At 71.3% G+C, this 21,709-nt stretch carries 22 protein-coding genes, 5 tRNA genes and 2 pseudogenes; 10 read left to right on the top strand and 19 right to left on the bottom strand.

The features are described 5' to 3' along the window. Nucleotides 1-106: 106 nt before the first annotated feature. Both thiD and AB0J10_RS18645 read right to left on the bottom strand, forming a co-directional pair. A pseudogene (gene thiD, locus AB0J10_RS18650) lies at nucleotides 107-892 on the bottom strand (bifunctional hydroxymethylpyrimidine kinase/phosphomethylpyrimidine kinase); the annotation flags it as partial. Beyond that, the gene (locus AB0J10_RS18645) at nucleotides 889-1,851 is read right to left on the bottom strand and encodes a thiamine-phosphate kinase (RefSeq protein WP_269728190.1); all 963 of its coding nucleotides are present in this window, start codon (nucleotides 1,849-1,851) and stop codon (nucleotides 889-891) included. The pseudogene thiD and the gene AB0J10_RS18645, both read right to left, overlap by 4 nt. Before the next feature lie 242 nt (nucleotides 1,852-2,093). On the opposite strand from AB0J10_RS18645, the gene AB0J10_RS18640 reads away from it, so the two are divergent. Together AB0J10_RS18640 and AB0J10_RS18635 are read left to right on the top strand one after the other, a co-directional pair. Further along, nucleotides 2,094-2,327, top strand: a complete 234-nt coding sequence (locus AB0J10_RS18640) for an Lrp/AsnC ligand binding domain-containing protein (RefSeq protein ID WP_017947604.1) — start codon at nucleotides 2,094-2,096, stop codon at nucleotides 2,325-2,327. Nucleotides 2,328-2,350: 23 nt separating this feature from the next. Beyond that, nucleotides 2,351-2,824 carry a DUF3515 domain-containing protein gene (locus tag AB0J10_RS18635; RefSeq protein WP_363063107.1) on the top strand — a complete coding sequence of 158 codons (474 nt, stop codon included), beginning with the start codon at nucleotides 2,351-2,353 and terminating at the stop codon, nucleotides 2,822-2,824. A 54-nt stretch (nucleotides 2,825-2,878) separates the two neighbouring features. Here AB0J10_RS18635 and AB0J10_RS18630 read toward each other — a convergent pair whose 3' ends face one another. From AB0J10_RS18630 to AB0J10_RS18620, 3 genes are all read right to left on the bottom strand, one after another. Continuing rightward, complete coding sequence (locus AB0J10_RS18630) at nucleotides 2,879-4,051, bottom strand: D-alanine--D-alanine ligase family protein (RefSeq protein ID WP_363062842.1); 1,173 nt, start codon at nucleotides 4,049-4,051, stop codon at nucleotides 2,879-2,881. An 85-nt stretch (nucleotides 4,052-4,136) separates the two neighbouring features. Further along, a complete protein-coding gene (locus AB0J10_RS18625; RefSeq protein WP_363062840.1) occupies nucleotides 4,137-5,174 on the bottom strand; it encodes an NAD(P)H-dependent glycerol-3-phosphate dehydrogenase in 1,038 nt (345 codons plus the stop codon). Beyond that, entirely contained in the window at nucleotides 5,171-5,923 is a 753-nt protein-coding gene (locus tag AB0J10_RS18620; RefSeq protein ID WP_363062838.1) for a lysophospholipid acyltransferase family protein, read from the bottom strand. Before AB0J10_RS18620 ends, AB0J10_RS18625 begins: the two co-directional genes overlap by 4 nt. 158 nt (nucleotides 5,924-6,081) lie before the next feature. On the opposite strand from AB0J10_RS18620, the gene cofC reads away from it, so the two are divergent. After that, the gene (gene cofC / locus AB0J10_RS18615; protein ID WP_363062836.1) at nucleotides 6,082-6,723 is read left to right on the top strand and encodes a 2-phospho-L-lactate guanylyltransferase; all 642 of its coding nucleotides are present in this window, start codon (nucleotides 6,082-6,084) and stop codon (nucleotides 6,721-6,723) included. An 87-nt stretch (nucleotides 6,724-6,810) separates the two neighbouring features. Then, nucleotides 6,811-7,014 (top strand): hypothetical protein, encoded by a 204-nt coding sequence (locus AB0J10_RS18610; RefSeq protein ID WP_138052954.1) that lies wholly within the window; start codon nucleotides 6,811-6,813, stop codon nucleotides 7,012-7,014. A 121-nt stretch (nucleotides 7,015-7,135) separates the two neighbouring features. Here AB0J10_RS18610 and AB0J10_RS18605 read toward each other — a convergent pair whose 3' ends face one another. The 4 genes from AB0J10_RS18605 to leuC all read right to left on the bottom strand — a co-directional run bounded on the left by AB0J10_RS18605 (nucleotide 7,136) and on the right by leuC (nucleotide 10,283). Continuing rightward, entirely contained in the window at nucleotides 7,136-7,747 is a 612-nt protein-coding gene (locus AB0J10_RS18605) for an HU family DNA-binding protein (RefSeq protein ID WP_363062834.1), read from the bottom strand. Between the two features lie 171 nt (nucleotides 7,748-7,918). Then, a complete protein-coding gene (locus tag AB0J10_RS18600; protein WP_093653521.1) occupies nucleotides 7,919-8,146 on the bottom strand; it encodes a hypothetical protein in 228 nt (75 codons plus the stop codon). A gap of 104 nt (nucleotides 8,147-8,250) precedes the next feature. Further along, entirely contained in the window at nucleotides 8,251-8,844 is a 594-nt protein-coding gene (leuD, locus tag AB0J10_RS18595) for a 3-isopropylmalate dehydratase small subunit (RefSeq protein WP_363062831.1), read from the bottom strand. A gap of 5 nt (nucleotides 8,845-8,849) precedes the next feature. Next, complete coding sequence (gene leuC, locus AB0J10_RS18590; RefSeq protein ID WP_363062829.1) at nucleotides 8,850-10,283, bottom strand: 3-isopropylmalate dehydratase large subunit; 1,434 nt, start codon at nucleotides 10,281-10,283, stop codon at nucleotides 8,850-8,852. A gap of 176 nt (nucleotides 10,284-10,459) precedes the next feature. On the opposite strand from leuC, the gene ndgR reads away from it, so the two are divergent. After that, a complete protein-coding gene (gene ndgR / locus AB0J10_RS18585; RefSeq protein WP_138052959.1) occupies nucleotides 10,460-11,173 on the top strand; it encodes an IclR family transcriptional regulator NdgR in 714 nt (237 codons plus the stop codon). Between the two features lie 110 nt (nucleotides 11,174-11,283). Here ndgR and AB0J10_RS18580 read toward each other — a convergent pair whose 3' ends face one another. Beyond that, complete coding sequence (locus tag AB0J10_RS18580) at nucleotides 11,284-11,769, bottom strand: DUF4188 domain-containing protein (RefSeq protein WP_363062827.1); 486 nt, start codon at nucleotides 11,767-11,769, stop codon at nucleotides 11,284-11,286. A gap of 83 nt (nucleotides 11,770-11,852) precedes the next feature. On the opposite strand from AB0J10_RS18580, the gene AB0J10_RS18575 reads away from it, so the two are divergent. Further along, complete coding sequence (locus AB0J10_RS18575; RefSeq protein ID WP_363063105.1) at nucleotides 11,853-12,491, top strand: MerR family transcriptional regulator; 639 nt, start codon at nucleotides 11,853-11,855, stop codon at nucleotides 12,489-12,491. A gap of 68 nt (nucleotides 12,492-12,559) precedes the next feature. On the opposite strand, the gene AB0J10_RS18570 is transcribed toward AB0J10_RS18575, so the two are convergent. The 9 genes from AB0J10_RS18570 to AB0J10_RS18530 all read right to left on the bottom strand — a co-directional run bounded on the left by AB0J10_RS18570 (nucleotide 12,560) and on the right by AB0J10_RS18530 (nucleotide 16,657). Next, nucleotides 12,560-12,632, bottom strand: a tRNA-Glu gene (locus AB0J10_RS18570). A gap of 28 nt (nucleotides 12,633-12,660) precedes the next feature. Then, a tRNA-Gln gene (locus tag AB0J10_RS18565) sits at nucleotides 12,661-12,732 on the bottom strand. A gap of 18 nt (nucleotides 12,733-12,750) precedes the next feature. Further along, nucleotides 12,751-12,826: transfer RNA gene (locus AB0J10_RS18560), tRNA-Glu, on the bottom strand. 88 nt (nucleotides 12,827-12,914) lie between these two features. Further along, nucleotides 12,915-12,987: transfer RNA gene (locus tag AB0J10_RS18555), tRNA-Glu, on the bottom strand. Between the two features lie 21 nt (nucleotides 12,988-13,008). After that, nucleotides 13,009-13,080 (bottom strand) — tRNA-Gln (locus AB0J10_RS18550). Between the two features lie 91 nt (nucleotides 13,081-13,171). Then, nucleotides 13,172-13,894 (bottom strand): HAD family hydrolase, encoded by a 723-nt coding sequence (locus tag AB0J10_RS18545; protein ID WP_363062825.1) that lies wholly within the window; start codon nucleotides 13,892-13,894, stop codon nucleotides 13,172-13,174. A 204-nt stretch (nucleotides 13,895-14,098) separates the two neighbouring features. Beyond that, nucleotides 14,099-15,613: a glutamate--tRNA ligase gene (gene gltX / locus AB0J10_RS18540; RefSeq protein ID WP_363062823.1), complete on the bottom strand. Its 1,515-nt coding sequence runs from the start codon at nucleotides 15,611-15,613 to the stop codon at nucleotides 14,099-14,101. Beyond that, on the bottom strand, nucleotides 15,606-16,400 hold the full coding sequence (locus AB0J10_RS18535) for a fumarylacetoacetate hydrolase family protein (RefSeq protein ID WP_363062821.1): 795 nt from the start codon (nucleotides 16,398-16,400) through the stop codon (nucleotides 15,606-15,608). The genes gltX and AB0J10_RS18535 overlap by 8 nt, the downstream gene beginning before the upstream one ends. 80 nt (nucleotides 16,401-16,480) lie before the next feature. Beyond that, nucleotides 16,481-16,657: a hypothetical protein gene (locus tag AB0J10_RS18530; RefSeq protein WP_363062819.1), complete on the bottom strand. Its 177-nt coding sequence runs from the start codon at nucleotides 16,655-16,657 to the stop codon at nucleotides 16,481-16,483. 562 nt (nucleotides 16,658-17,219) lie between these two features. Here AB0J10_RS18530 and AB0J10_RS18525 point away from each other — a divergent pair. The 4 genes and pseudogenes from AB0J10_RS18525 to AB0J10_RS18510 all read left to right on the top strand — a co-directional run. Continuing rightward, nucleotides 17,220-20,675, top strand: coding sequence for a nitrate- and nitrite sensing domain-containing protein (locus tag AB0J10_RS18525; protein WP_363062817.1), 3,456 nt, complete (start codon nucleotides 17,220-17,222; stop codon nucleotides 20,673-20,675). Nucleotides 20,676-20,684: 9 nt separating this feature from the next. Then, nucleotides 20,685-21,098 (top strand): roadblock/LC7 domain-containing protein, encoded by a 414-nt coding sequence (locus AB0J10_RS18520; RefSeq protein WP_017947585.1) that lies wholly within the window; start codon nucleotides 20,685-20,687, stop codon nucleotides 21,096-21,098. A 153-nt stretch (nucleotides 21,099-21,251) separates the two neighbouring features. Next, on the top strand, nucleotides 21,252-21,659 hold the full coding sequence (locus tag AB0J10_RS18515; protein ID WP_093653512.1) for a DUF742 domain-containing protein: 408 nt from the start codon (nucleotides 21,252-21,254) through the stop codon (nucleotides 21,657-21,659). Beyond that, nucleotides 21,640-21,709 (top strand): annotated as a pseudogene (locus AB0J10_RS18510) (ATP-binding protein); the annotation flags it as partial. The gene AB0J10_RS18515 and the pseudogene AB0J10_RS18510, both read left to right, overlap by 20 nt.

Here is a 21,709-nt window from a genome sequence, read left to right as displayed (position 1 = left end):
GGCGGGGTGGGGGGGGCGCCCGGGGCCGGGCCGCCCGGGCCGCGGGCGGGCCGGGCGGGGGCCCCCGGGGGGCCGCCCCCCCCCCCCGCCCCCCCGGCCGGTGCCGTTCCCAGGCGTGGTCGACGGGGCCGATCCCGCCGCCGAGCGCGAATCCCGCGGCGATCGCGCCCGTCACGTACGCCTTGGCGGCCGTCACGGCCCCGGGGACGTCCCGTCCCTTGGCCAGCTCCGCCGCGACGGCCGAGGCGAGGGTGCAGCCGGTGCCGTGGGTGTGCCGGTTGTCGTGCCGCGGGGCGCGCAGCCAGTGGGCCGCGGTGCCGTCGGTGAGCAGGTCCACCGCGTCCCCTGCGAGGTGGCCGCCCTTGATCAGCGCCCAGCGCGGCCCGAGGGCGAGCATCGCGTCCGCCGCACGGCGCAGATCGGTCTCGCTCTCCACGCGCACGCCGGTGAGCTGGACGACCTCGTCGAGGTTCGGGGTCGCGACCGTGGCCGTCGGCAGCAGCTTCGTACGGACGGATTCGAGTGCGGAGGCGGCGAGCAGGGAGTCGCCGTGCTTGGAGACGCCGACCGGGTCGACGACCACCGGGGCGTCCGTGCCGGCCAGCAGGTCCGCGACGGCCTCGACGAGTGCGGCCGAGGCGAGCATCCCGGTCTTCACGGCCTGGACCCCGATGTCGTCCACGACGCTCCGGTACTGGGCCCGCACCGCCTCGACCGGCAGTTCCCAGGCTCCCTGCACCCCGAGGGAGTTCTGCGCGGTCACCGCCGTGACGACGCTCATCCCGTGCACACCGAGGGTGAGCATGGCCTTGAGATCCGCCTGGATCCCGGCGCCGCCACCGGAGTCGGAACCGGCGACGGTGAGCACCCGCGGCGGTGCCTGCCGCGTCACGTACCCTCCCCGAAGTGGTCCCAGCCGCCCTTGCTGGTCCAGGGCGCCCCGTCGACGGTCACCTGGGGCAGCGCCGACGGGTTGAGCACCTCGCCGATCACCTTCCAGCGTGCGGGCAGCTTCGCGTCCGGCGGGAACGTGGCGACGATCGCGTGGTCCTCACCGCCGCTGAGCACCCACTGGAGGGGGTCGACACCGACGGCCTGGCCGATGTCGTTCATCTGCGAGGGGATGTCGATGAGACCGGAGCGCAGGTCGATGCGGACCTTGCTGGCCTCGGCGATGTGGCCGAGGTCGGCGACGAGACCGTCGCTGACGTCGGTCATCGCCGTGGCGCCGAGTCCGGCGGCGGCCGGGCCCGCGTGGTACGGCGGTTCGGGGCGGCGGTGCGCCTCGACGAACGCGCGCGGCGAGCGGAACCCGCGGGAGAGCACGGCGTGTCCGGCGGCGGACCAGCCCAACCAGCCCGTGTAGGCGACGACATCGCCGGGCTGCGCGCCGGCCCTGGTCACCGGGTCGTGGTTGCGCAGATCGCCGAGGGCGGTGATCGCCAGGGTGATCGTGTCGCCGCGGACGACGTCGCCGCCGACGACCGCCGCGCCGGCGACCTGGCACTCGTCGCGGATGCCGTCCATCAGCTCGGTGGCCCAGGTGACCGGGAGATCGGCGGGGACCACGAGGCCGAGCAGCAGAGCGGTCGGCACGGCGCCCATGGCGGCGATGTCGGCGAGGTTCTGCGCGGCGGCCTTGCGGCCCACGTCGTAGGCGGTGGACCAGTCGCGCCGGAAGTGGCGCCCCTCCAGCAGGAGGTCGGTGCTGGCCACGACCCTGCGGTCGGGTGCGGACACGACCGCGGCGTCGTCGCCGGGTCCGAGCCGTACCGCGGGGGTGGAGGTGAGCCTGGAGGTGAGCTCCCTGATGAGCCCGAACTCCCCCAGCTCGCCCACAGTGCCCTTCATCTCGTCATGCCCTTCGTCGCCGCGGTGCCGCCGGACGGCCCGGCCCACCTGTTCGTCGTGCGGTCGCGAGCCGTCACCGCTGTCGGTACCGTCGAGTAGGCCCCGTCGGCCGTCAACTTCTGTGCCCGGCACGCCACGCTGCGCAGGCCCCGGGACGCGCGGGTCTCCCCGCGGCCCGCGGCGACGCGATACCGTGGCGTCCCTTCTCCCCACATGATCCTCGTGGCCGCCCTGGAGGTTCCGTGGTACAGGCGTACATCCTCATTCAGACCGAGGTGGGCAAGGCGTCGACGGTCGCCGACACCATCTCCAAGATCCCGGGAGTGATCCAGGCCGAGGACGTGACGGGTCCCTACGACGTGATCGTGCGCGCCCAGGCCGACACCGTCGACGAACTGGGCCGCATGGTGGTCGCCAAGGTCCAGCAAGTGGACGGCATCACCCGTACGCTCACCTGCCCCGTCGTGCACCTGTAGCCCCCGTCTACGCTTGGCCGGTGATGACTCACCGCCGGCTCCCGTTCGTGCCCTTCGCCGTCGTGCTGCTGGCCGCCGCGGGCTGCTCCTCCACGGACGCCGCCCCGTCGGTCACGGTTCCCGCTCCCCCCGCCGAGGAGAAGGCCCTCTGCCTGGCGCTGCACAAGGCGTTGCCGGAGTCGGTGGCCGGTGAGAGCCGCCGGGATCCCGAGCCCCGTTCCGAGCTGACCGCCGGGTGGGGGGACGCCGCGATCGTACTGCGCTGCGGGGTTCCGCGCCCCGCGGGGCTGCTGAGTGAGCAGGCGGACGGGGTGGAGGTGAACGGGGTGGACTGGTACTCCGAGGAACTGGAGGACGGCGCCCGGTTCACCACCACGTACCGCAGGACGTACGTCGAGGTGACGCTGTCGGACCGGTTCACGGACATGGGGCCGCTGACGGATCTGGCGGGGCCGGTCGCCCGGACCGTCCCGCCGCGCTTCACCCGGAACCCTTAGCCCGCCCGCCGAACCGGTCTCCCCGCACCCGCCACCGGGTGCGGGGAGACCGGTTCAGCGCAGGCCGGTGGAGCGGCGCAGCGCGGCCCGGATCAGAAGGTCGACGAGTTCCGCGTAGTCGACCCCGGACTCCTGCCACATGCGCGGGTACATGGAGATGGGCGTGAAGCCGGGCATGGTGTTGATCTCATTGATCACGAACCGGCCCGCCTCGGTGAGGAAGAAGTCCGCCCGGACCAGCCCTTCGCAGGACGCGGCCTCGAACGCCTCGACGGCGAGCCGCTGCACCTCGGCGGTCTCCTCGTCACTGAGCGGCGCGGGCACGAGTCCGGTGGCCGAGTCGATGTACTTGGCCTCGAAGTCGTAGAAGTCGTGCGAGGAGACGGGCGGGATCTCGGCCGGCACACTGGCGCGGGGGCCGTCCTCGAACTCCAGCACACCGCACTCGATCTCGCGGCCGCGCACCAGCGCCTCCACGATGATCTTCGGGTCGTGGCGCCGTGCCTCCTCGACGGCCTCGTCCAGGCCCGAGAGGTCGTCGACCTTGGTGATGCCGATCGAGGAGCCGGCGCGGGCGGGCTTCACGAACAGCGGCCAGCCGTGCTCTCCGGCGAAGTCGACGATCCTCTTCCGGGCGGCGGAAGGGTTCTGCTCCCACTCACGCGGCCTGATCACCGCGTACGGGCCGACCGGCAGTCCGAAGGAGACGAAGACCCGCTTCATGTACTCCTTGTCCTGGCCGACGGCCGAGGCGAGGACACCGGCCCCCACGTACGGGACGCCGGCCAGTTCGAGCAGGCCCTGGAGCGTGCCGTCCTCGCCGTAGGGGCCATGCAGCACGGGGAAGACGACGTCGACCTCGCCGAGCGCCTTGGGCACGGAGCCGGGCTCGGTGTAGACGACCTCGCGGTTGGCCGGGTCCACGGACAGGACGACGCCGCCCTCGGCCGATTCGGCGAGGTCGGCGACGGACGGCAGCCTCCGGTCGGCGATGGCCATCCGGTCGGGCTCGTCGGCCGTCAGCGCCCAGCGGCCGTCCGCCGTGATGCCGATGGGCAGGACGTCGTACTTGGTGCGGTCGATGGCACGCAGTACGGCGCCGGCCGTCACGACGGAGATCGCGTGCTCGGAGCTTCGGCCGCCGAAGACGACCGCGACACGCGGCTTGCGGAGCGCCTCACCGCTGGTGGGGGCAAGGCCGGTGCTCTGGGACTGGTTCTCGCTCATATCGCGACGAGCGTACCCTGCGCCTCCGCCGGGCCGAAGGGGCGCGCGGCCACCGAACGGAAGAGCGCCTTCCGGCTGCCTTCCCTCAGTGGCGCTCCGGTTTGGCGCTGCGGGACATCAGCTCCTTGAGCGCGACGACCGGCGGCTTGCCCTCGTGGACGATCGACACGACCGTCTCGGTGATGGGCATGTCGACACCGTGCCGGCGGGCGAGATCGAGAACCGACTCGCAGGACTTGACGCCCTCGGCCGTCTGCTTGGTCGCGGCGATGGTCTCCTGGAGCGTCATCCCGCGGCCGAGGTTGGTGCCGAAGGTGTGGTTCCGGGAAAGCGGGGAGGAGCAGGTGGCCACGAGGTCGCCGAGGCCGGCGAGCCCGGCGAACGTCATCGGGTCGGCGCCCATGGCGAGTCCGAGGCGGGTCGTCTCGGCGAGCCCCCGGGTGATGAGGGTGGCCTTGGAGTTGTCACCGAGGCCCATGCCGTCCGCGATGCCGACGGCCAGTCCGATGACGTTCTTGACCGCGCCGCCGAGCTCGCAGCCCACGACGTCGGTGTTGGTGTAGGCGCGGAAGTACGGGGTCATGCAGGCGGACTGGAGGCGCCGGGCGACGCCCTCGTCGGCGCAGGCGACGACCGCGGCCGCGGGCTGCCGGTCGGCGATCTCCTTGGCCAGGTTGGGCCCGGTGAGGACGGCGACCCTGCCCCGGACCTCGTCCGGGGCGCCCCCGGCGGGCGCCTTGGCGACCACTTCCTCGATGACCTCGCTCATCCGCTTGGCCGTGCCGAGTTCGACGCCCTTCATCAGGGAGACGAGCACGGTGTCGGGGGCCAGCAGCGGCGCCCATTCCGTGAGGTTGGCGCGCAGGGTCTGGGAGGGGACGACCAGGACGGTGAAGTCGGCGTCGCGGGCGGCCTCGGCGGGGTCGGTGGTGGCCCGGACCGCCTCGGGGAGCCGGACCCCCGGCAGGTAGTCGGGATTGGTGCGGGTGGCGTTGACGGCGTCGACGAGTTCGGCGCGGCGGCCCCACATGGTCACCTCGCAGCCGGCGTCGGCGAGGATCATCGAGAAGGCCGTGCCCCAGGAGCCGGTGCCGAAGACGGCTGCCTTGACGGAACGAGTCACTTGGTCCCCTCCCCCGCGGCCCTGCGCCGCTGTTCGGCCCGCGCCTGGCGGTGGTCGTACGGCGTCGCCGGCGCCTTCTCGCCGCGGATCTCCTCCAGCTGCGCGGTGATCGCGGCCATGATGACCTCGGTGGCCTCGCGCAGTACGTCGGGGGTGGGCTCCATGCCGTGGAACCGGTCGAGGTCCACGGGGGGCCCCGCCTGCACCACCAGGGTCTTCCGGGGGAGGAGACGCAGCTTGTTCTCCTTGGCGTAGGGCGGCATCGCCATGTTGGCGCCCCACTGGGCCACGGGAATGACCGGGGCCTTGGTGAGGAGCGCGACGCGCGCGGCACCGGTCTTGCCCGCCATCGGCCACATCTCGGGGTCCCGGGTCAGCGTGCCCTCGGGGTAGAACGCGACGCACTCGCCGCGCTCGATGGCGTCGACCGCGGCGCGGAAGGCGTCGAGGGCGTTCGTCGTCTCCCGGTAGACGGGGATCTGACCGGTGCCGCGCAGGATCGTGCCCACGAAGGAACCCTTGAAGAGCCCGGCCTTCGCCAGGAAGCGCGGGACCCGTCCGGTGTTGTACTGGTAGTGCGCGTAGGAGAGCGGATCCAGGTAGGAGTTGTGATTCACCGCGGTGATGAATCCTCCGTCGGCCGGAATGTGCTCCATTCCCCGCCAGTCCCGCTTGAACAGAACCACCAGCGGCGGTTTCGCGATGACCGCAGCAAGGCGGTACCAGAAGCCGATTCTGCGGCGGGACACTCGGACACCTTCCTCTTTGGACCTGACTGCCGCCCGGCTGGTGCCCGGCTGCTGGGGGTCAAGTGTCGCCCCAGGCCCCTGGTCTGTCGAGAACACCGTACGCCCCGCCTGCGACGCCGGGTCGCCGGACGGTCGCGATCACGGGTGACAATGGGCCCGTGCACTGGTCACTGGTCGTCCCCCTGAAGCCGCTCGCACTGGCCAAGAGCAGGTTGTCGGAGGCCACGGGTGGTGCGATGCGGCCGCGGTTCGCGCTCGCCTTCGCGCAGGACACGGTCTCCAGGGCGCTGTCCTGCCGCGCGGTGCGGGATGTGGTGGTGGTCACTGACGATCCGCTGGCGACGGCCGAGCTGGCCGCCCTGGGCGCGCGTGTCGTCCCGGACTCGCCGGGCGCGGGACTCAACGCGGCGCTGGCCCACGGGGCGGCCGAGGTGCGCGCGCTGCGGCCCGCCGCGGCCGTGGCGGCGCTCAACGCGGACCTCCCGGCGCTGCGCCCCGACGAATTGGAACGGGTGCTGGCCGGCGCCCGGCAATTCCCCAGGGCTTTCCTGGCGGATGCCGCCCGAATTGGCACGACATTCCTGTCGGCGACCCCCGGCACCGAATTGCGTCCCGCATTCGGCGGGCACTCACGGCGGCGGCATTTGGCCTCGGGGGCCGTGGAAATCGAATTGGACGGGGTGGAGTCGGTACGCCGCGACGTGGACACGGGCGGCGATCTGCGGGCCGCTCTCGCGCTGGGCGTCGGCCCGCGAACGGCGGCCCGGTGCGCTGCGGCACCGGCCGGCTGGAGCCGCTGAACCCCGGCGGCCGCCGCCCACCGGCCGCCCTGGGCCCGGGCGCGCCTCGACGGAACGCCCGTCACGGGCGCCGGATAGGCTCGGGACATGCAGGCGACCGCGTACACGTACGACCCAGTGACCCGCAGCGGGAGTGTGCTGCTCGACGACGGGACTCCGGTGGACTTCGGCACCGCGGCGTTCGACGCCGGAGGGCTGCGGCTGCTGCGCCCGGGCCAGCGGGTGCGCATCGAGACCGAGGGCGAGGGCGACGCCCTCCGGATCACGCTGGTGACCCTGCAGACGTTGTGACGGGCACGGTCCGGACGGCGCGGACGGCGCGGGAACGCCGCGGGCCGGGCTCCCCGGAGGGAGTCCGGCCCGTCGCGTGAGTGGCCCTGGGCTGGCGCGTCGTCTACTTCTTGCGCGCCGCTTACTTCTTGCGGGCAGTGGTCTTCTTGGCGGTGGTCTTGCGCGCGGTGGCCTTCTTCGCCGGCGCCTTCTTGGCCGTCGCCTTCTTCGCGGGAGCGGTCTTCTTCGCCGCCGCCTTCTTCGCGGTCGTCTTCTTGGCCGCCGCGGTGGTCTTCTTGGCCGTGGTCTTCTTCGCGGCCGTCTTCTTCGCGGCCGTGGTCTTCTTCGCCGTGGTCTTCTTCGCCGCCGCCTTCTTGGCCGTCGCCTTCTTGGCGGCCGCCTTCTTCGCGGCGGCGCCCATCTGCAGGCTGCCCTTCGGAGCCTTCTTGACGGACACTTCGCCACCCCTGGGGAGCTTCTTCGTGCCGCTCACCAGGTCCTTGAAGCCCTGGCCCGCGCGGAACCGCGGCACCGAGGTCTTCTTGACCCGTACGCGCTCGCCCGTCTGCGGGTTGCGGGCGTAACGGGCCGGGCGGTCCACCTTCTCGAACGAGCCGAAGCCGGTGACCGAAACCCGGTCGCCGCCGACAACCGCGCGGACGATCGCGTCGAGGACCGCGTCGACAGCTTCGGCGGCCTGCTGCCGGCCGCCCATCTTGTCGGCAATCGCTTCTACGAGCTGCGCCTTGTTCACGTCTTCCCCTTCGGAGACATCGCCGGAACGAAACTGTTCAAGCTATTTCGCACGTTAGGCAGATATATACCGCAAATCAAACACGAAACGGGCTAATCACCCTAGTGCCGCAACGAAGTCGACCGTCGCGGCCACGCGACCGCGCCGCATATCGACCCGGTCGCCGGGTGGTCAGTCACCTTGGGGGAATCGACCTTCATCGAGGTCCTTCATCAACCGGTCCAGGCGCCTTGCGGCGTCTGCGAGATCGTGCTTCGCCACGGCCGTCACTGCCAGCAGCTTCCGGGACAGCGCCATCCGCACGCCCTCCGGAACTTGCAGTTCGCGCACCCTTGTGTGTGCTTCCTTCAGTCGGGCCGCGACCGCCTCGTAGAGCTCGAGTTGGCTGTCGCGTTCCATGCACCGATTGTGCCATCTGGGGCGAGTTGTCGCCCCACAGGGCCTCAACATGCGACTGCGCCCCCCACCCGGCGGTGGAGGGCGCAGTTCGGGAAAGCCGCTGCTCAGACCTCGATCGTACGAGGCTTGAAGGCCGGCCTGGAGGCTTCGTAGGCCGCGATGTCCGCTTCGTTCTGAAGGGTGAGGCTGATGTCGTCGAGGCCGTTGAGCAGCCTCCATCGGGCGTTCTCGTCGAGCTCGAAGTCGGCGGTGACGCCTGGGGCGCGGACCTGGCGTCGTTCGAGGTCGACGGTGATGTCGGCGTCCGGATCGGCCTCGGTCAGCTCCCACAGCCGGTCGACGGTCTCCTGCGGGAGAACCACCGTCAGCAGGCCGTTCTTGAGGGAGTTGCCGCGGAAGATGTCGGCGAACCGGGAGGAGATGACGGCCTTGAAGCCGTAGTTCTGCAGGGCCCAGACGGCGTGTTCGCGGGAGGAGCCGGTGCCGAAGTCGGGGCCCGCGACCAGCACCGTGGCGCCCTGCCGCTCGGGCCGGTTGAGGACGAAGTCGTCGTTCTTGCGCCAGGCCTCGAAGAGGCCGTCCTCGAACCCGTCGCGCGTGACCTTCTTCAGCCAGTGGGCGGGGATGATCTGGTCGGTGTCGACGTTGCTGCGGCGCAGCGGCACGGCCCGGCCGGTGTGGGTGGTGAAGGCTTCCATGGTGGTCAGACTCCGGCAGGCGTGGGGGTGGCGGACACGTCGGTCAGGTCGGCGGGCGAGGCGAGGTGGCCGAGGACCGCGGTGGCGGCGGCGACCTGCGGCGAGACCAGATGGGTCCGTCCGCCCTTGCCCTGGCGGCCTTCGAAGTTGCGGTTGGAGGTGGAGGCGGAGCGCTCACCGGGGGCGAGCTGGTCGGGGTTCATGCCCAGGCACATCGAACAGCCCGCGTGCCGCCATTCGGCGCCGGCCTCCTTGAAGACCTTGTCCAGCCCCTCCTCGACGGCCTGCAGCGCGACCCGCACCGAGCCGGGAACGACCAGCATCCGTACGCCGTCGGTGACTTTGCGGCCCTCCAGGACCGACGCCGCCGAGCGCAGGTCCTCGATACGGCCGTTGGTGCAGGAGCCTACGAAGACGGTGTCCACCTTGATGTCGCGCAGCGCCTGTCCGGCGGTCAACCCCATGTACTCCAGGGCCTTTTCCGCGGCGAAACGCTCCGATGCGTCCTCGTACGATGCGGGGTCGGGGACGCGTCCGGAGAGCGGTGCGCCCTGGCCGGGGTTGGTGCCCCAGGTGACGAACGGGGCCAGTTCGGCGGCGTCGATGAACACCTCGGCGTCGAAGACCGCGTCGTCGTCGGTGCGCAGGGTCTTCCAGTACGCGACGGCGGCGTCCCAGTCCTCGCCCTTCGGGGCGTGGTCGCGTCCCTCGAGGTAGTCGAACGTGGTCTGGTCGGGGGCGATCATGCCCGCTCGGGCGCCGGCCTCGATGGACATGTTGCAGATGGTCATCCGGGCCTCCATCGAGAGCTTCTCGATGGCCGGGCCGCGGTACTCCAGGACGTAGCCCTGACCGCCGCCGGTGCCGATCCTGGCGATGATGGCCAGGATCAGGTCCTTGGCGGTGACCCCGTCGGGCAGTTCCCCGTCGACGGTGATCGCCATGGTCCTGGGACGGGCCATGGGCAGGGTCTGGGTGGCCAGCACGTGCTCGACCTGGGAAGTGCCGATACCGAACGCCAGCGCGCCGAAGGCGCCGTGGGTGGAGGTGTGGGAGTCGCCGCAGACCACGGTGGTGCCCGGCTGGGTCAGACCCAGCTGCGGCCCCACGACGTGGACGACGCCCTGCTCGACGTCACCCAGCGGATGCAGCCGGACGCCGAACTCGGCGCAGTTCTTGCGCAGGGTCTCCAGCTGGGCACGGGAGACCGGGTCGGCGATGGGCTTGTCGATGTCGAGGGTGGGGGTGTTGTGGTCCTCGGTCGCGATGGTGAGGTCGAGCCGCCGCACCCGGCGCCCGTTCTGACGGAGGCCGTCGAACGCCTGCGGACTCGTCACCTCGTGCAGGAGGTGGAGATCGATGAAGAGGAGGTCGGGCTCGCCCTCGACGCGCCGGACGACATGATCGTCCCAGACCTTCTCCGCGAGTGTCCTACCCATCGCTTTCCCTCCGGCCCGGCAGCGTCGCCGGACACCAACTAGAGATCGATTGCGCCGCCGTCCGCATGCCGGGCCGGGCGGGGAGCGCGGGCCCTTGTGCGGCCGCACATCCAGAGTCGCAACTTCTCGGAGAATTTGAACTTGCGTTTCACAGAGTGAGACATGAGTATCGTTGCATGGACAACTCTAGCGGCGTCGGCGTTCTCGACAAGGCAGCTCTGGTACTGAGCGCCCTGGAGTCCGGTCCGGCCACCCTCGCCGGGCTGGTCGCGGCGACAGGGCTCGCACGACCCACGGCGCACCGCCTCGCCGTGGCACTGGAACACCACCGGATGGTGGCGAGGGACATGCAGGGCCGGTTCATCCTCGGCCCGCGCCTGGCGGAGCTGGCAGCCGCCGCCGGCGAGGACCGGCTGCTGGCCACGGCGGGGCCGGTGCTGACACATCTGCGCGATGTGACGGGCGAGAGCGCGCAGCTCTACCGCCGGCAGGGAGACATGCGCATCTGCGTGGCGGCCGCGGAGCGCCTGTCCGGACTGCGGGACACGGTACCCGTCGGCTCCACGCTCACGATGAAGGCCGGTTCCTCGGCCCAGATCCTGATGGCCTGGGAGGAGCCGGAGCGGCTGCACCGCGGTCTGCAGGGGGCGCGCTTCACGGCGACGGCACTGTCCGGCGTACGGCGTCGGGGCTGGGCACAGTCGATCGGCGAGCGCGAGCCCGGCGTCGCGTCCGTCTCGGCGCCGGTGCGCGGCCCCTCGAACCGGGTCGTCGCCGCCGTCTCGGTCTCCGGACCGATCGAGCGCCTCACCCGGCACCCCGGCCGGATGCACGCCCAGGCCGTCATCGACGCGGCGGCGCGCCTCTCCGACGCCCTCCGGCGCGGCTGACCCGGCCGGCCGCCCCGCCCCGCGGCGCCGCGGGGCGGCCGGCGACGGGGCGGGCGGTACTCCCCCCGGGAGTCCCGCCCGCGGCATTCACGGAGACCCGGCGCGCCCGATCACGCCGAGCGCAGGCGGTCCGCGGCCCGTTCACCGCGCCGGGCGACCGGGACGAGAGCGCTCGCCGCACCCAGACCGAACGCGGGCATGTTCACGTAGACGTTCTCGTACGAACCCGCCGGAACGATGTACGTCTCGTGCCAGAAGCCGACCCGCCCCCTGCCCTCGCGCATCCGCCGGTTGAACGCCGCCCAGGCCGGGCGGTGCTCCTTGTCCTGGGCCGTCGCGTAGGCGAAGAGCTTCTCCTTGGAGTCCCAGTACTGGACGGTGCAGAGGACGCGCGGACCGCCCAGCAGCAGCTGGTAGCCGAGCAGTCCGCTGCCCTCGTCCTTCGACAGCTCCTTCAGCATGCGCGGCATGGCCCGGAACACCGGCCACCAACTTCGCACCGAGCGGAAGCTGTTGATGCGCATGCCGATGACGAAGACGACCACGTCGCCCTGCGCGTCGGCGGTCATGCGGCCCTGGATCGGTGCGCTGCCCATCACGTTGCCTCCTCGGGTGACAATTGGATAGTTCCGCTATCCATGATTGGATAGTGACACTCTCCAAGGAAGGGCGCAAGGGCATGAGACTCGCGGAACTCAGCGAACGCAGCGGGGTGCCGATACCGACGATCAAGTACTACCTGCGCGAGCGGCTGCTGCCGCCGGGCCATCGGATCAGCGCCACCCAGGCCGAGTACGACGAGGGGCATCTGCGCCGGCTCCGCCTCGTCCGCGCGCTGATCCAGGTCGGCCGGATACCGGTGGCCACCGCCCGAGAGGTACTGGCCGCCGTCGCCGACGGCGGCCTCGACCCCCATGTCCGGCTCGGCGCCGCCGTCTGGGCCATCCCGCACGGCGCGGAGACCGACGAGGACGACCCGGCCACGGAGACGGCCCGCCGCACCGCGGACGCGCTGCTGGAGCAACTGGGCTGGACCTTCGGCCAGGAGGCCGGCGCGCAGTCGCCCGCCTACCGGATGGTGGTCTCCGGGATCGCCACGATGGTGCGTCTCGGATATCCCTGCGACACGGGGCAGCTGCTTCCGTACGCCCGCAGCGCGGCCGAACTGGCCGTCGCCGACCTGGACTTGGTGGAGCGGTACGAGCCCGGGGAGGAGCAGGTGGAGGCGGCGGTGGCGCTGACCGTGCTCTACGAGCCGGTACTCCTCGGACTGCGCAGGCTGGCCCAGGCCGAGGAGTCCAGCCGGCGCTTCGGCTGACCTGGCGGAAGACGGCGCCGGAAAACCCGAGGAGGCCCTCCCCGACCGGGAAGGGCCTCCTCGTGACGTACCCCCGACCGGATTCGAACCGGCGCTACCGCCTTGAGAGGGCGGCGTGCTAGGCCGCTACACAACGGGGGCAAGATCTTGATCCATCGAGACGGATCAGCTGGCCTACCTGGACTCGAACCAAGACTAACTGAACCAGAATCAGTCGTGCTGCCAATTACACCATAGGCCACTGGTGGTATAGACCAGTTGGTACCCCCGACCGGATTCGAACCGGCGCTACCGCCTTGAGAGGGCGGCGTGCTAGGCCGCTACACAACGGGGGCCCTGGACGATCCCCACCCGACGACAGTCGGGTGTTTGTCACTGCGAGGCCACCGGGAGCGACCCTGGTGATCTCGCGGGAAGGATCTGTACCCCCGACCGGATTCGAACCGGCGCTACTGCCTTGAGAGGGCAGCGTGCTAGGCCGCTACACAACGGGGGCTTTGCAGATGAGCTCTGCGAGCTGGCCTACCAGGACTCGAACCTAGACTAACTGAACCAGAATCAGTCGTGCTGCCAATTACACCATAGGCCACCAAAACTCAACCCCCCTGCGGGGGTTTTGTTCAGGTTGTGCGCTTCCGGGTCCGGCCTCTCGGCTTGCTCCCCTCGGCGCAGGAAGAACATTACCCGAAGGAGGACGGCGCTCCAAAACGGGTATCCGCCCGCAGCAGGGCGGGCAGCTCCCCCAGGCCGGTGATCCGGATCAGCTCCGGCCGGCCGCCCAGTCCGCCGCGGTCCAGCCAGATACCGGTCAGACCCGCGGCGACGGCCCCTACCGCGTCGATGTCCGGGTGGTCGCCGACGTACGCCACCTCCCCCGGAGGCAGCCCGAGGGCGTCGCAGGCGGCGTGGAAGGCGGCCGCCCGGGGTTTGGCGACGCCCAGCTCTGCCGCGCACACGACCGCCTCGAAGCGATCGCGCACACCCAGCACGGTGAGCTTTCGGTGCTGGTTGCGGATGGAGGAGTTCGAGAGCACTCCGTGCCGGAAGCCGGCCGCCAGGGTGTCCAGAGCGGGTACGGCGTCGGGGAACAGCTGCCAGGCGGCCTCGTAGTGGGTGACGTAGCGGGCGAACCACTCGTCCGCCCCGGCGTCGCCCATTCCCGGCGCCCCGAGGAAGTCCCGGACCCGGTCCCGCCGCTGGGCCTCGAAGTCCACACCGCCGCCCTCGAAGCGCCGCCAGTGGAACCGGGTGAGCTCCTTCCAGCGGGCGAGGGCCCGGTCGACGGACTCGTACGCCTCGACCAGGCCCTCGGCCCGCAGATGCCGCTCCATGCCGACGCGGTCGGCACCGGCGTAGTCGAAGATCGTGTCGTCCACGTCCCACAGTACGGCTCGGATCGGCATGCTCCGAGGCTACGCCGAAGGGGTGACTCCCTCACCGGAAGGCGGGTGGAGAGGACGCCGTGCGGCGGGTGGTCCGCGCGAGGGGGAGGCCCCTCCGCCGGAGGCCGGTCGCCGCGGAAGGGACGTCGGGGAGACGCCGGTCCCCGGAAGCGCCGTAGGGGCGGCAGCCCATGGCTGCCGCCCCTACGGGCGTCCGGCGACGCGTTACGCCCCGAGCTTCTCCAGCGCCGCGTCGATGCGCGCCAGCGACTTCTCGCGGCCCAGGATCTGCAGCGACTCGAAGAGCGGCAGGCCCACCGTGCGGCCGGTGACCGCGACGCGGACCGGCGCCTGGGCCTTGCCGAGCTTGAGGCCGTGCTCCTCGCCCGCTGCCAGGACCGCGTCCTTCAGCGCCTCCGGGCCGGACCAGTCGGCGGCCGCGAGCTTCTCCCGCGCCGTGGCCAGCAGGGCGTCGGAGCCCTCCTTCATCGCCTTCTGCCAGGACGCCTCGTCCTCCACCGGCTCCCGGCGGAAGAGGAAGTCGACGTTGGCGGTGATGTCCGAGAGGACGGTCAGCCGGGTCTGGGCGTAGGGGGCGATCGCCTCCCACGCGGTCCGGTCGAAGTCCGCGGGCTCCCAGTTGGCGTGGGGGGTGCGCAGCCAGGGCTCGCAGGCCTCGGCGAACGCCTTCACGTCCAGTCGGCGGATGTGGTCCGCGTTGATCGCCTCGGCCTTCTTGAGGTCGAAGCGGGCCGGGTTGGCGTTGACGTCCGCGATGTCGAACTTCCCGACCATCTCGGCGACGGAGAAGACGTCCTGGTCCGCGGAGAACGACCAGCCGAGCAGGGAGAGGTAGTTGAGCAGGCCCTCCGGCAGGAAGCCGCGCTCCCGGTAGAGGTTGAGGGATGCCTGCGGGTCGCGCTTGGACAGCTTCTTGTTGCCCTCGCCCATGACGTACGGCAGGTGGCCGAAGGCCGGGATCCGGTGGGCCACGCCGAGCTCGATCAGCGCCTTGTAGAGAGCGATCTGGCGCGGGGTGGAGGACAGCAGGTCCTCGCCGCGCAGCACGTGGGTGATGTCCATCAGCGCGTCGTCGACCGGGTTGACGAGAGTGTAGAGGGGTGCGCCGTTGGCCCGGACGATGCCGTAGTCCGGCACGTTGTCCGGGGTGAAGGTGAGCTCGCCGCGGACCAGGTCGGTGAAGGTGATCGGCTCGTCGGGCATCCGGAAGCGGACGATCGACTCGCGCCCCTCGCGCTCGTAGCCGGCCTTCTGCTCGTCGGACAGGTCCCGGCAGTGGCCGTCGTAGCCGGAGGGCCGCCCGGCGGCGCGGGCCGCCTCGCGGCGCTCGTCGAGCTCGGTGACCGTGCAGTAGCAGCGGTAGGCGTAGCCGCCGGCCAGCAGCTTCTCGGCGACGTCCCGGTAGATGTCCATGCGCTGCGACTGGCGGTACGGCTCGTGCGGGCCGCCGGTCTCGGGGCCCTCGTCCCAGTCGAGCCCGAGCCAGCGCAGTGAGTCGAGGAGCTGTTCGTACGACTCCTCGGAGTCGCGCGCCGCGTCCGTGTCCTCGATCCGGAAGACCATGGTGCCCTGGTTGTGCCGGGCGAACGCCCAGTTGAACAGGGCGGTGCGGACCAGGCCCACGTGGGGGTTGCCGGTCGGCGAGGGACAGAAACGTACGCGAGGGGGTGCCCCCTGCTCGAGCGGAGCCGAGAGCTTGGGGGAGGGTCCGTTAGCCACGCTTGATCACCTTGTTGGTGAGAGTGCCGATGCCTTCGATGGTGACGGCGACCTCGTCGCCGACGTTGAGGGGGCCGACCCCGGCGGGGGTGCCGGTGAGGATGACGTCTCCGGGCAGCAGCGTCATGGCCTCGGTGATGTGGACGACCAGGTCCTCGATGGAGCGGATCATGTCGCTCGTGCGACCCAGCTGGCGCTGCTCGCCGTTGACCGTGCACTGGATGGTGAGGTCGCCGGCCCGGGCCAGGTCGATGCCGGTCTCCACCCAGGGGCCCAGCGGGCAGGACGTGTCGAAGCCCTTGGCCCGGGCCCACTGCTTCTCGCGCTTCTGGGCGTCGCGGGCGGTGACGTCGTTGGCGCAGGTGTAGCCGAGGACGACGTCCTTGACCCGGTCGCGCGGGACGTCACGGCACAACCGGCCGATCACGACGGCGAGCTCGGCCTCGTGGTGCAGGTCGTCGGAGAACGAGGGGTACTCGATCGCGTCGCCGGTGCCGATCACCGAGGTGGTGGGCTTGAAGAAGGCGACCGGCACCTCCGGGACCTCGTTGCCGAGTTCCACGGCGTGCTCCGCGTAGTTGCGGCCGATGGCCACGACCTTGTTCGGGAGGACGGGCGGCAGCAGCCGGACCTTGCTCAGGGGGATCCTCGTGCCCGAGAGCTCGAAGTCGCCGTAGGGAATGCCCTTGATGACGTCGAGGACGAGGCCGGCCGGATCGCCGGTTCCCTCGCCCTCGACCGCGCCGAAGGCGACATTGCCGTCGATGGAGAATCTGGCGATCCGCACGGGTGCCTCGCGCCCCTCTGTTCCGTTGGCTGGAGTCTGACGCTCCAGGCTAACGCCCGGGAGGGGCCCGACCTGCCGTATTACAGCGCCGCGGGGGCGTTCATCAGGGTCGTGCGGCGGGGGTTGGCCGTCTGGGCGGGGAGTACGGCGGACGGTTCCGGCTGAGCCTCCGGCTGCAGCTCACCGGCGTCCTCGAGGTGCGCCAGGGTCGTGCGGCGGGGGTTGGCTATGTTGCGGAACATCATCGTCGTCTTCATCGCTCGCCTAGTCAGTGTGCCGGTGCTTGTAAAGCGTCAGGCTAAGCAGCGATTTCCCTGCGAAAGCACGGAAGAGCCAACGATCTACGTGTGAGTTTGCTCACGACCCAAAGAGCAATTCCGTCATTCCGGTCAACCAAACCGTCGTTCAGAAACGGACATTGCACACCTGAATGCGCCATTCCGCTGCTGATCATCGCGACTGGGACACCCCCCACCCGTAAGCGACTCGTCAATAAACGCCCGATTCCTCCGCGATCCCTTTCTACGTCTCGTGATGCCGCGCTCACAACGCGTCACTCAGGTCACAGGCCGATACACGGCCCTTGTTGGAGATCCGGCACTGTGCTGGAATTCCACGCACCGCCGCAGGTCTCCGACCGGCGCGCAGGGGGCGCAACGCAGCGCCGAGTGGCGGCGGGAAGGGGGAGAGCGCCGGTCCACGACCACCTGGGGGCGCCTCCACCGCCCCTACGACGCCGACACCGTCCTTCCGTACCGCGGAGGGACGCCTGGTCCAGAGGTTGCGACGCTAGTGCAGGGACGTTTCAAGAGGGATGGCATGGGGCGTCCCCAGGCCCGCCAGGGCCAAGGGGAAGCTGCCGCTGAACAGGAGCCGCGCGGCGCGAGCGACCGCGGGCCCTCGCCCCAGCACGCCCAGAACCAGGGTCCGGCGGGCGACAGTGGTGACCGCGGAGCGCGCCCCGGCGCCGCCCCGGCCACCGCGGAGCCGGCGGACCGGCCCAAGGGCAAGGGCCCGACCGACACGGGCTCCCGCATCGCCCTGCGCAACTGGCGCATCAGCACCCGGCTCGTGTCCCTGCTCGCGCTTCCCGTCGTCGCCGCGACCACCCTTGGCGGTCTGCGCATCAACGAGTCGATGAGCGACATCGAGCAGCTGGACCACATGCAGCTGCTCACCAAGCTCACCAAGGAGGCCACGGCTCTCGCCGAGGCGCTCCAGGAGGAGCGCGACCACGCGGCCGGCCCGCTGTCCAACAACGGCAGCGCCCAGGCCTTCGAGGTCACCCAGTCCCGCACGGAGACGGACCGCCACCGGCAGTCCTTCCTGGCCGCGACCGTCGACATCGGCGACACGACGGGCGACGAGGCGCTGGAGAGCATCCACGCGAACGTCAGTCAGATCGCCCAGCAGGTGACGACGATCGCCAAGATCCGGGGCACGGCCTTCGACAGCGAGGACTCGACCACGCAGACGGTCAACCGGTACAACCGGCTGATCACGTCGCTGCTCACCCTGTCGCAGGACATGGCCCAGGCGACCAACAACCCCGAGATGATCAAGCGCACCCGCGCCCTGGCGGCTTTCTCCGCGGCCAAGGAGTACGCGTCGATCCAGCGCGCGATCATCGCGGCCGCGCTCCCGGCCAACGCCAAGACCGCCGGCGAGATGAGCGAGAACGACCGCCTCACCGGCGACGACGCGGCCGAGAACGAGAAGCAGGCCCTCGCCTCGTTCAAGCGCCTCTACGCCTCCCTCGGCGGCAACGCCGAGGAGCTGACGGCCCCTCTCGTGGACGGCAACTCCGAGATCGAGGCGGCGAACGACTACGCCATCCGCGTGCTCAGCCGGCCCAGCGGTCTCGGGAGCGCCGAACGCCGCGGCTACAAGGACTGGACCGACCAGGCCGACACCAAGATCGACGCGATGAACACCATCGAGAAGACGCTTCTCGGTGAAATGGAGAGCAAGGCCCGCGAGCTCAAGCAGGAGTCGCAGCAGGACGCCATCATCAACGGTGCCCTCATCCTGCTGGTGCTCGGTGTGTCGCTCGTCGGCGCCTTCGTCGTCGCCCGCTCCATGATCCGCTCGCTGCGCCGGCTGCAGGACACCGCCACCAAGGTCGCCCAGGAACGCCTGCCCGAGCTGGTCAAGGAGCTGTCCGAGGCCGACCCGCAGGACGTGGACACCACGGTGGAGTCCGTGGGTGTGCACTCCCGGGACGAGATCGGAAAGGTGGCCGCGGCCTTCGACGACGTGCACCGCGAGGCGGTCCGCCTCGCCGCCGAGCAGGCCCTCCTGCGTGGCAACGTCAACGCGATGTTCACCAACCTGTCGCGCCGATCGCAGGGCCTCATCCAGCGTCAGCTGTCGCTCATCTCCGAACTGGAGTCCCGCGAGGCCGACCCGGACCAGCTGTCCTCCCTCTTCAAGCTGGACCACCTCGCGACCCGTATGCGCCGTAACGGCGAAAACCTGCTCGTCCTCGCGGGCGAGGAGCCGGGCCGCCGCTGGACCCGGCCCGTCCCGCTGGTCGACGTGCTCCGCGCCGCCGCCTCCGAGGTGGAGCAGTACGAGCGCATCGAACTGGCCGCCGTGCCGGCGACCGAGGTCGCGGGCCGCGTCGTCAACGACCTCGTGCACCTCCTCGCAGAGCTGCTGGAGAACGCGACGTCGTTCTCCTCGCCGCAGACCAAGGTGCGCGTGACCGGTCACGCCCTGCCCGACGGCCGGGTGCTCGTCGAGATCCACGACACCGGCATCGGCCTCTCCCCCGAGGACCTCGCCGCGATCAACGAGCGGCTGGCGTCGCCGCCCACCGTGGACGTCTCGGTCTCCCGCCGCATGGGTCTGTTCGTGGTCGGCCGCCTGTCCCTGCGGCACGGCATCCGCATCCAGCTCCGTCCCTCCGACTCCGGTGGCACGACCGCGCTGGTCATGCTGCCCGTCGATGTCGCCCACGGCGGCAAGAAGGCACCGGGCAAGCCCGGAGCGGGCGGGCAGAACGGCGCACCGCAGGCTCCGGCCGGCGCCGGCCGGGGGCTGACCGGCGGGCCCGGTGCCACCGGCGGCGGGCGTCCCGGCCTCGGCAACGGTCCCTCGGCCGGTTCGGGCGGCCGCCCCTCCCCCGGCGGACAGCGCGGGCAGGTCGGCGCGGGGGCGGCTCCGCGTGCGGCGCTTCCCGGCCGCGACGGCGGTCTGCTCCAGGGCGGACCCCAGCAGGGCGGACCGGGTCAGGATCCCGCTCAGCAGGACTTCTCCCGCCAGGGCGGCGCCGCCGCGGGTGCTTTCGGCGCCGATGCCGGGCGCGGCCGGCCGGCCGGACCGGGTGCGCAGGACCGCGGCCAGGGCGACCGGGGCCGCAGCTCCGGCCGTCCCGCCCAGCCCGGCAGCGGCGGCCCGCGTGCCGAACTGCCCGGCAACGGCGGGCGGCAGCAGCGCCCCCAGCCCGCGGGCTGGGGCGGCGAGCAGCCGCGTTCCGCCCAGGACACTCCACGCGGGCACGAGGACCCGGAGTCCACCGGGCAGTACGCACGGCCCGGTGCCCACCGCGGCGACGGGCACGGAGGCCGTTCGCCCGTCCAGGACCCCGCGGCCACCGAGCAGTTCGCGCGTCCCGACTTCGACGCCCCACGGCCGCCCGCGACGGGCCAGGGCCGGCCGGGAGCACCACGTCCTCGCCAGGGCGGTGCCGACTTCGGCGCGCCGCGTCCGGCCGTGGGGAGCCTGCCCGCGCAGCCGCAGCCCGAGGCGCTGCCGCCGGCGTCCGGCCCCGGCGACGGCCGTACGCCGCTGTACGACACGCTGGAGACGAACTGGTTCCACCAGAACCAGGGCGGTGGTGCCGAAGGCGCCGCGCAGCCCCCGGCCGCACCGCAGCAGCCGGCCGGGCGCCCCGCGCCGTCGGGACCGTCGCGCCGCCCCGCGGCCGGCCAGGGCCAGCCGGGTCAGGGCGGCCAGCACAACGCGGGTGCCGCCTCCTGGCGGACCTCGCCCAACGACGAGTTGGTGCGCCAGGCCGAGCGGGTGCGCAAGCCCGCGGCCGGCGGTGTCACCACCTCGGGTCTGCCCCGACGGGTCCCGCGCGCCAACCTCGTGCCGGGAACCGCGCAGGAGCAGACCCACCACACCGGTCCGCAGGTGTCCCGTGCGCCGGACGACGTACGGGGCCGGCTGACCAATCTCCGTCGGGGCATCCAGCAGGGGCGTCAGGCGGGCGGCTCCGGAAACACCGGCAGCTTCAACGTCGGCCCCACTCACCAGCAGGAGCGTTAGTTGAGCCCGATGAGCCAGGCGGCGCAGAATCTGAACTGGTTGATCACCAACTTCGTGGACAACACCCCCGGGGTGTCCCACACCGTGGTGGTCTCCGCCGACGGACTCCTGCTGGCGATGTCCGAAGGGTTTCCGCGTGACCGCGCCGACCAGCTGGCGGCGGTCGCGTCCGGCCTGACCTCGCTGACCGCGGGGGCGTCCCGGATCTTCGAAGGCGGCGCGGTCAACCAGACCGTCGTGGAGATGGAACGTGGCTTCCTCTTCATCATGTCCATCTCGGACGGCTCCTCGCTGGCCGTGCTCGCCCACCCGGACGCCGACATCGGCCTCGTGGGCTACGAGATGGCCCTCCTGGTCGACCGAGCCGGCACCGTCCTCACCCCGGACCTGCGTGCCGAACTCCAAGGGAGCCTTCTCCACTAGGAACCTTCAGAAGCCCGCCGTCGGGGGAGTGCGCCCCAGGCACACCCCCGATGATCCCCCACCGACCACCCACCGTCCGGCCGCCCCAACCGGCCCCCCACCGGCCCAGTCAGACGGCACAGCCGACCACTTGCTGTCACGCCCGGAGGATTCATGACCCCGCCCCCCGCCTCTCACGATCCGTACGGTGTCCCCGTCGACACCGACTACGGTCATGAGGGCGACCAGCCGCTGGTGCGTCCTTATGCGATGACCGGCGGCCGGACCCGGCCGCGCTACCAGCTCGCCATCGAGGCGCTGGTCAGCACCACTGCCGACCCGGCGCACCTGTCGACGCTCCTGCCCGAGCACCAGCGGATCTGCCACCTCTGCCGGGAGGTCAAGTCGGTGGCCGAGGTCTCGGCGCTGCTGTCGATGCCGCTGGGTGTGGCGCGGATCCTGGTGGCGGACCTGGCGGAGGCCGGCATGGTGGCGATCCACCAGCCGGGCAACGGAGAGGCCGGCGGTACGCCGGATGTGACACTGCTCGAAAGGGTGCTCAGTGGACTTCGCAAGCTCTAGCGGCGGTGCAGCCCGCTCAACCACCAGCGCGAAGATCGTGGTGGCGGGCG

The sequence above is a fragment of the Streptomyces sp. NPDC049887 genome, from assembly GCF_040656535.1.
In the GTDB taxonomy this organism is placed as follows: domain Bacteria; phylum Actinomycetota; class Actinomycetes; order Streptomycetales; family Streptomycetaceae; genus Streptomyces.
This window is presented reverse-complemented; position numbering and strand designations above follow the sequence as displayed.

Bases quoted from the DNA above. Each gene is read 5' to 3' on its own strand.
- AB0J10_RS18600 (WP_093653521.1), bottom strand. From the start codon at position 8,146: ATGGAACGCGACAGCCAACTCGAGCTCTACGAGGCGGTCGCGGCCCGA.
- AB0J10_RS18610 (WP_138052954.1), top strand. From the start codon at position 6,811: ATGCAGGCGACCGCGTACACGTACGACCCAGTGACCCGCAGCGGGAGT.
- AB0J10_RS18545 (WP_363062825.1), bottom strand. From the start codon at position 13,894: ATGCCGATCCGAGCCGTACTGTGGGACGTGGACGACACGATCTTCGAC.
- leuC (WP_363062829.1), bottom strand. From the start codon at position 10,283: ATGGGTAGGACACTCGCGGAGAAGGTCTGGGACGATCATGTCGTCCGG.
- ndgR (WP_138052959.1), top strand. From the start codon at position 10,460: ATGGACAACTCTAGCGGCGTCGGCGTTCTCGACAAGGCAGCTCTGGTA.
- AB0J10_RS18630 (WP_363062842.1), bottom strand. From the start codon at position 4,051: ATGAGCGAGAACCAGTCCCAGAGCACCGGCCTTGCCCCCACCAGCGGT.
- AB0J10_RS18520 (WP_017947585.1), top strand. From the start codon at position 20,685: ATGAGCCAGGCGGCGCAGAATCTGAACTGGTTGATCACCAACTTCGTG.
- leuD (WP_363062831.1), bottom strand. From the start codon at position 8,844: ATGGAAGCCTTCACCACCCACACCGGCCGGGCCGTGCCGCTGCGCCGC.
- AB0J10_RS18635 (WP_363063107.1), top strand. From the start codon at position 2,351: ATGACTCACCGCCGGCTCCCGTTCGTGCCCTTCGCCGTCGTGCTGCTG.
- AB0J10_RS18580 (WP_363062827.1), bottom strand. From the start codon at position 11,769: ATGGGCAGCGCACCGATCCAGGGCCGCATGACCGCCGACGCGCAGGGC.
- AB0J10_RS18515 (WP_093653512.1), top strand. From the start codon at position 21,252: ATGACCCCGCCCCCCGCCTCTCACGATCCGTACGGTGTCCCCGTCGAC.
- AB0J10_RS18525 (WP_363062817.1), top strand. From the start codon at position 17,220: ATGGGGCGTCCCCAGGCCCGCCAGGGCCAAGGGGAAGCTGCCGCTGAA.
- AB0J10_RS18575 (WP_363063105.1), top strand. From the start codon at position 11,853: ATGAGACTCGCGGAACTCAGCGAACGCAGCGGGGTGCCGATACCGACG.
- AB0J10_RS18645 (WP_269728190.1), bottom strand. From the start codon at position 1,851: ATGAAGGGCACTGTGGGCGAGCTGGGGGAGTTCGGGCTCATCAGGGAG.
- AB0J10_RS18530 (WP_363062819.1), bottom strand. From the start codon at position 16,657: ATGAAGACGACGATGATGTTCCGCAACATAGCCAACCCCCGCCGCACG.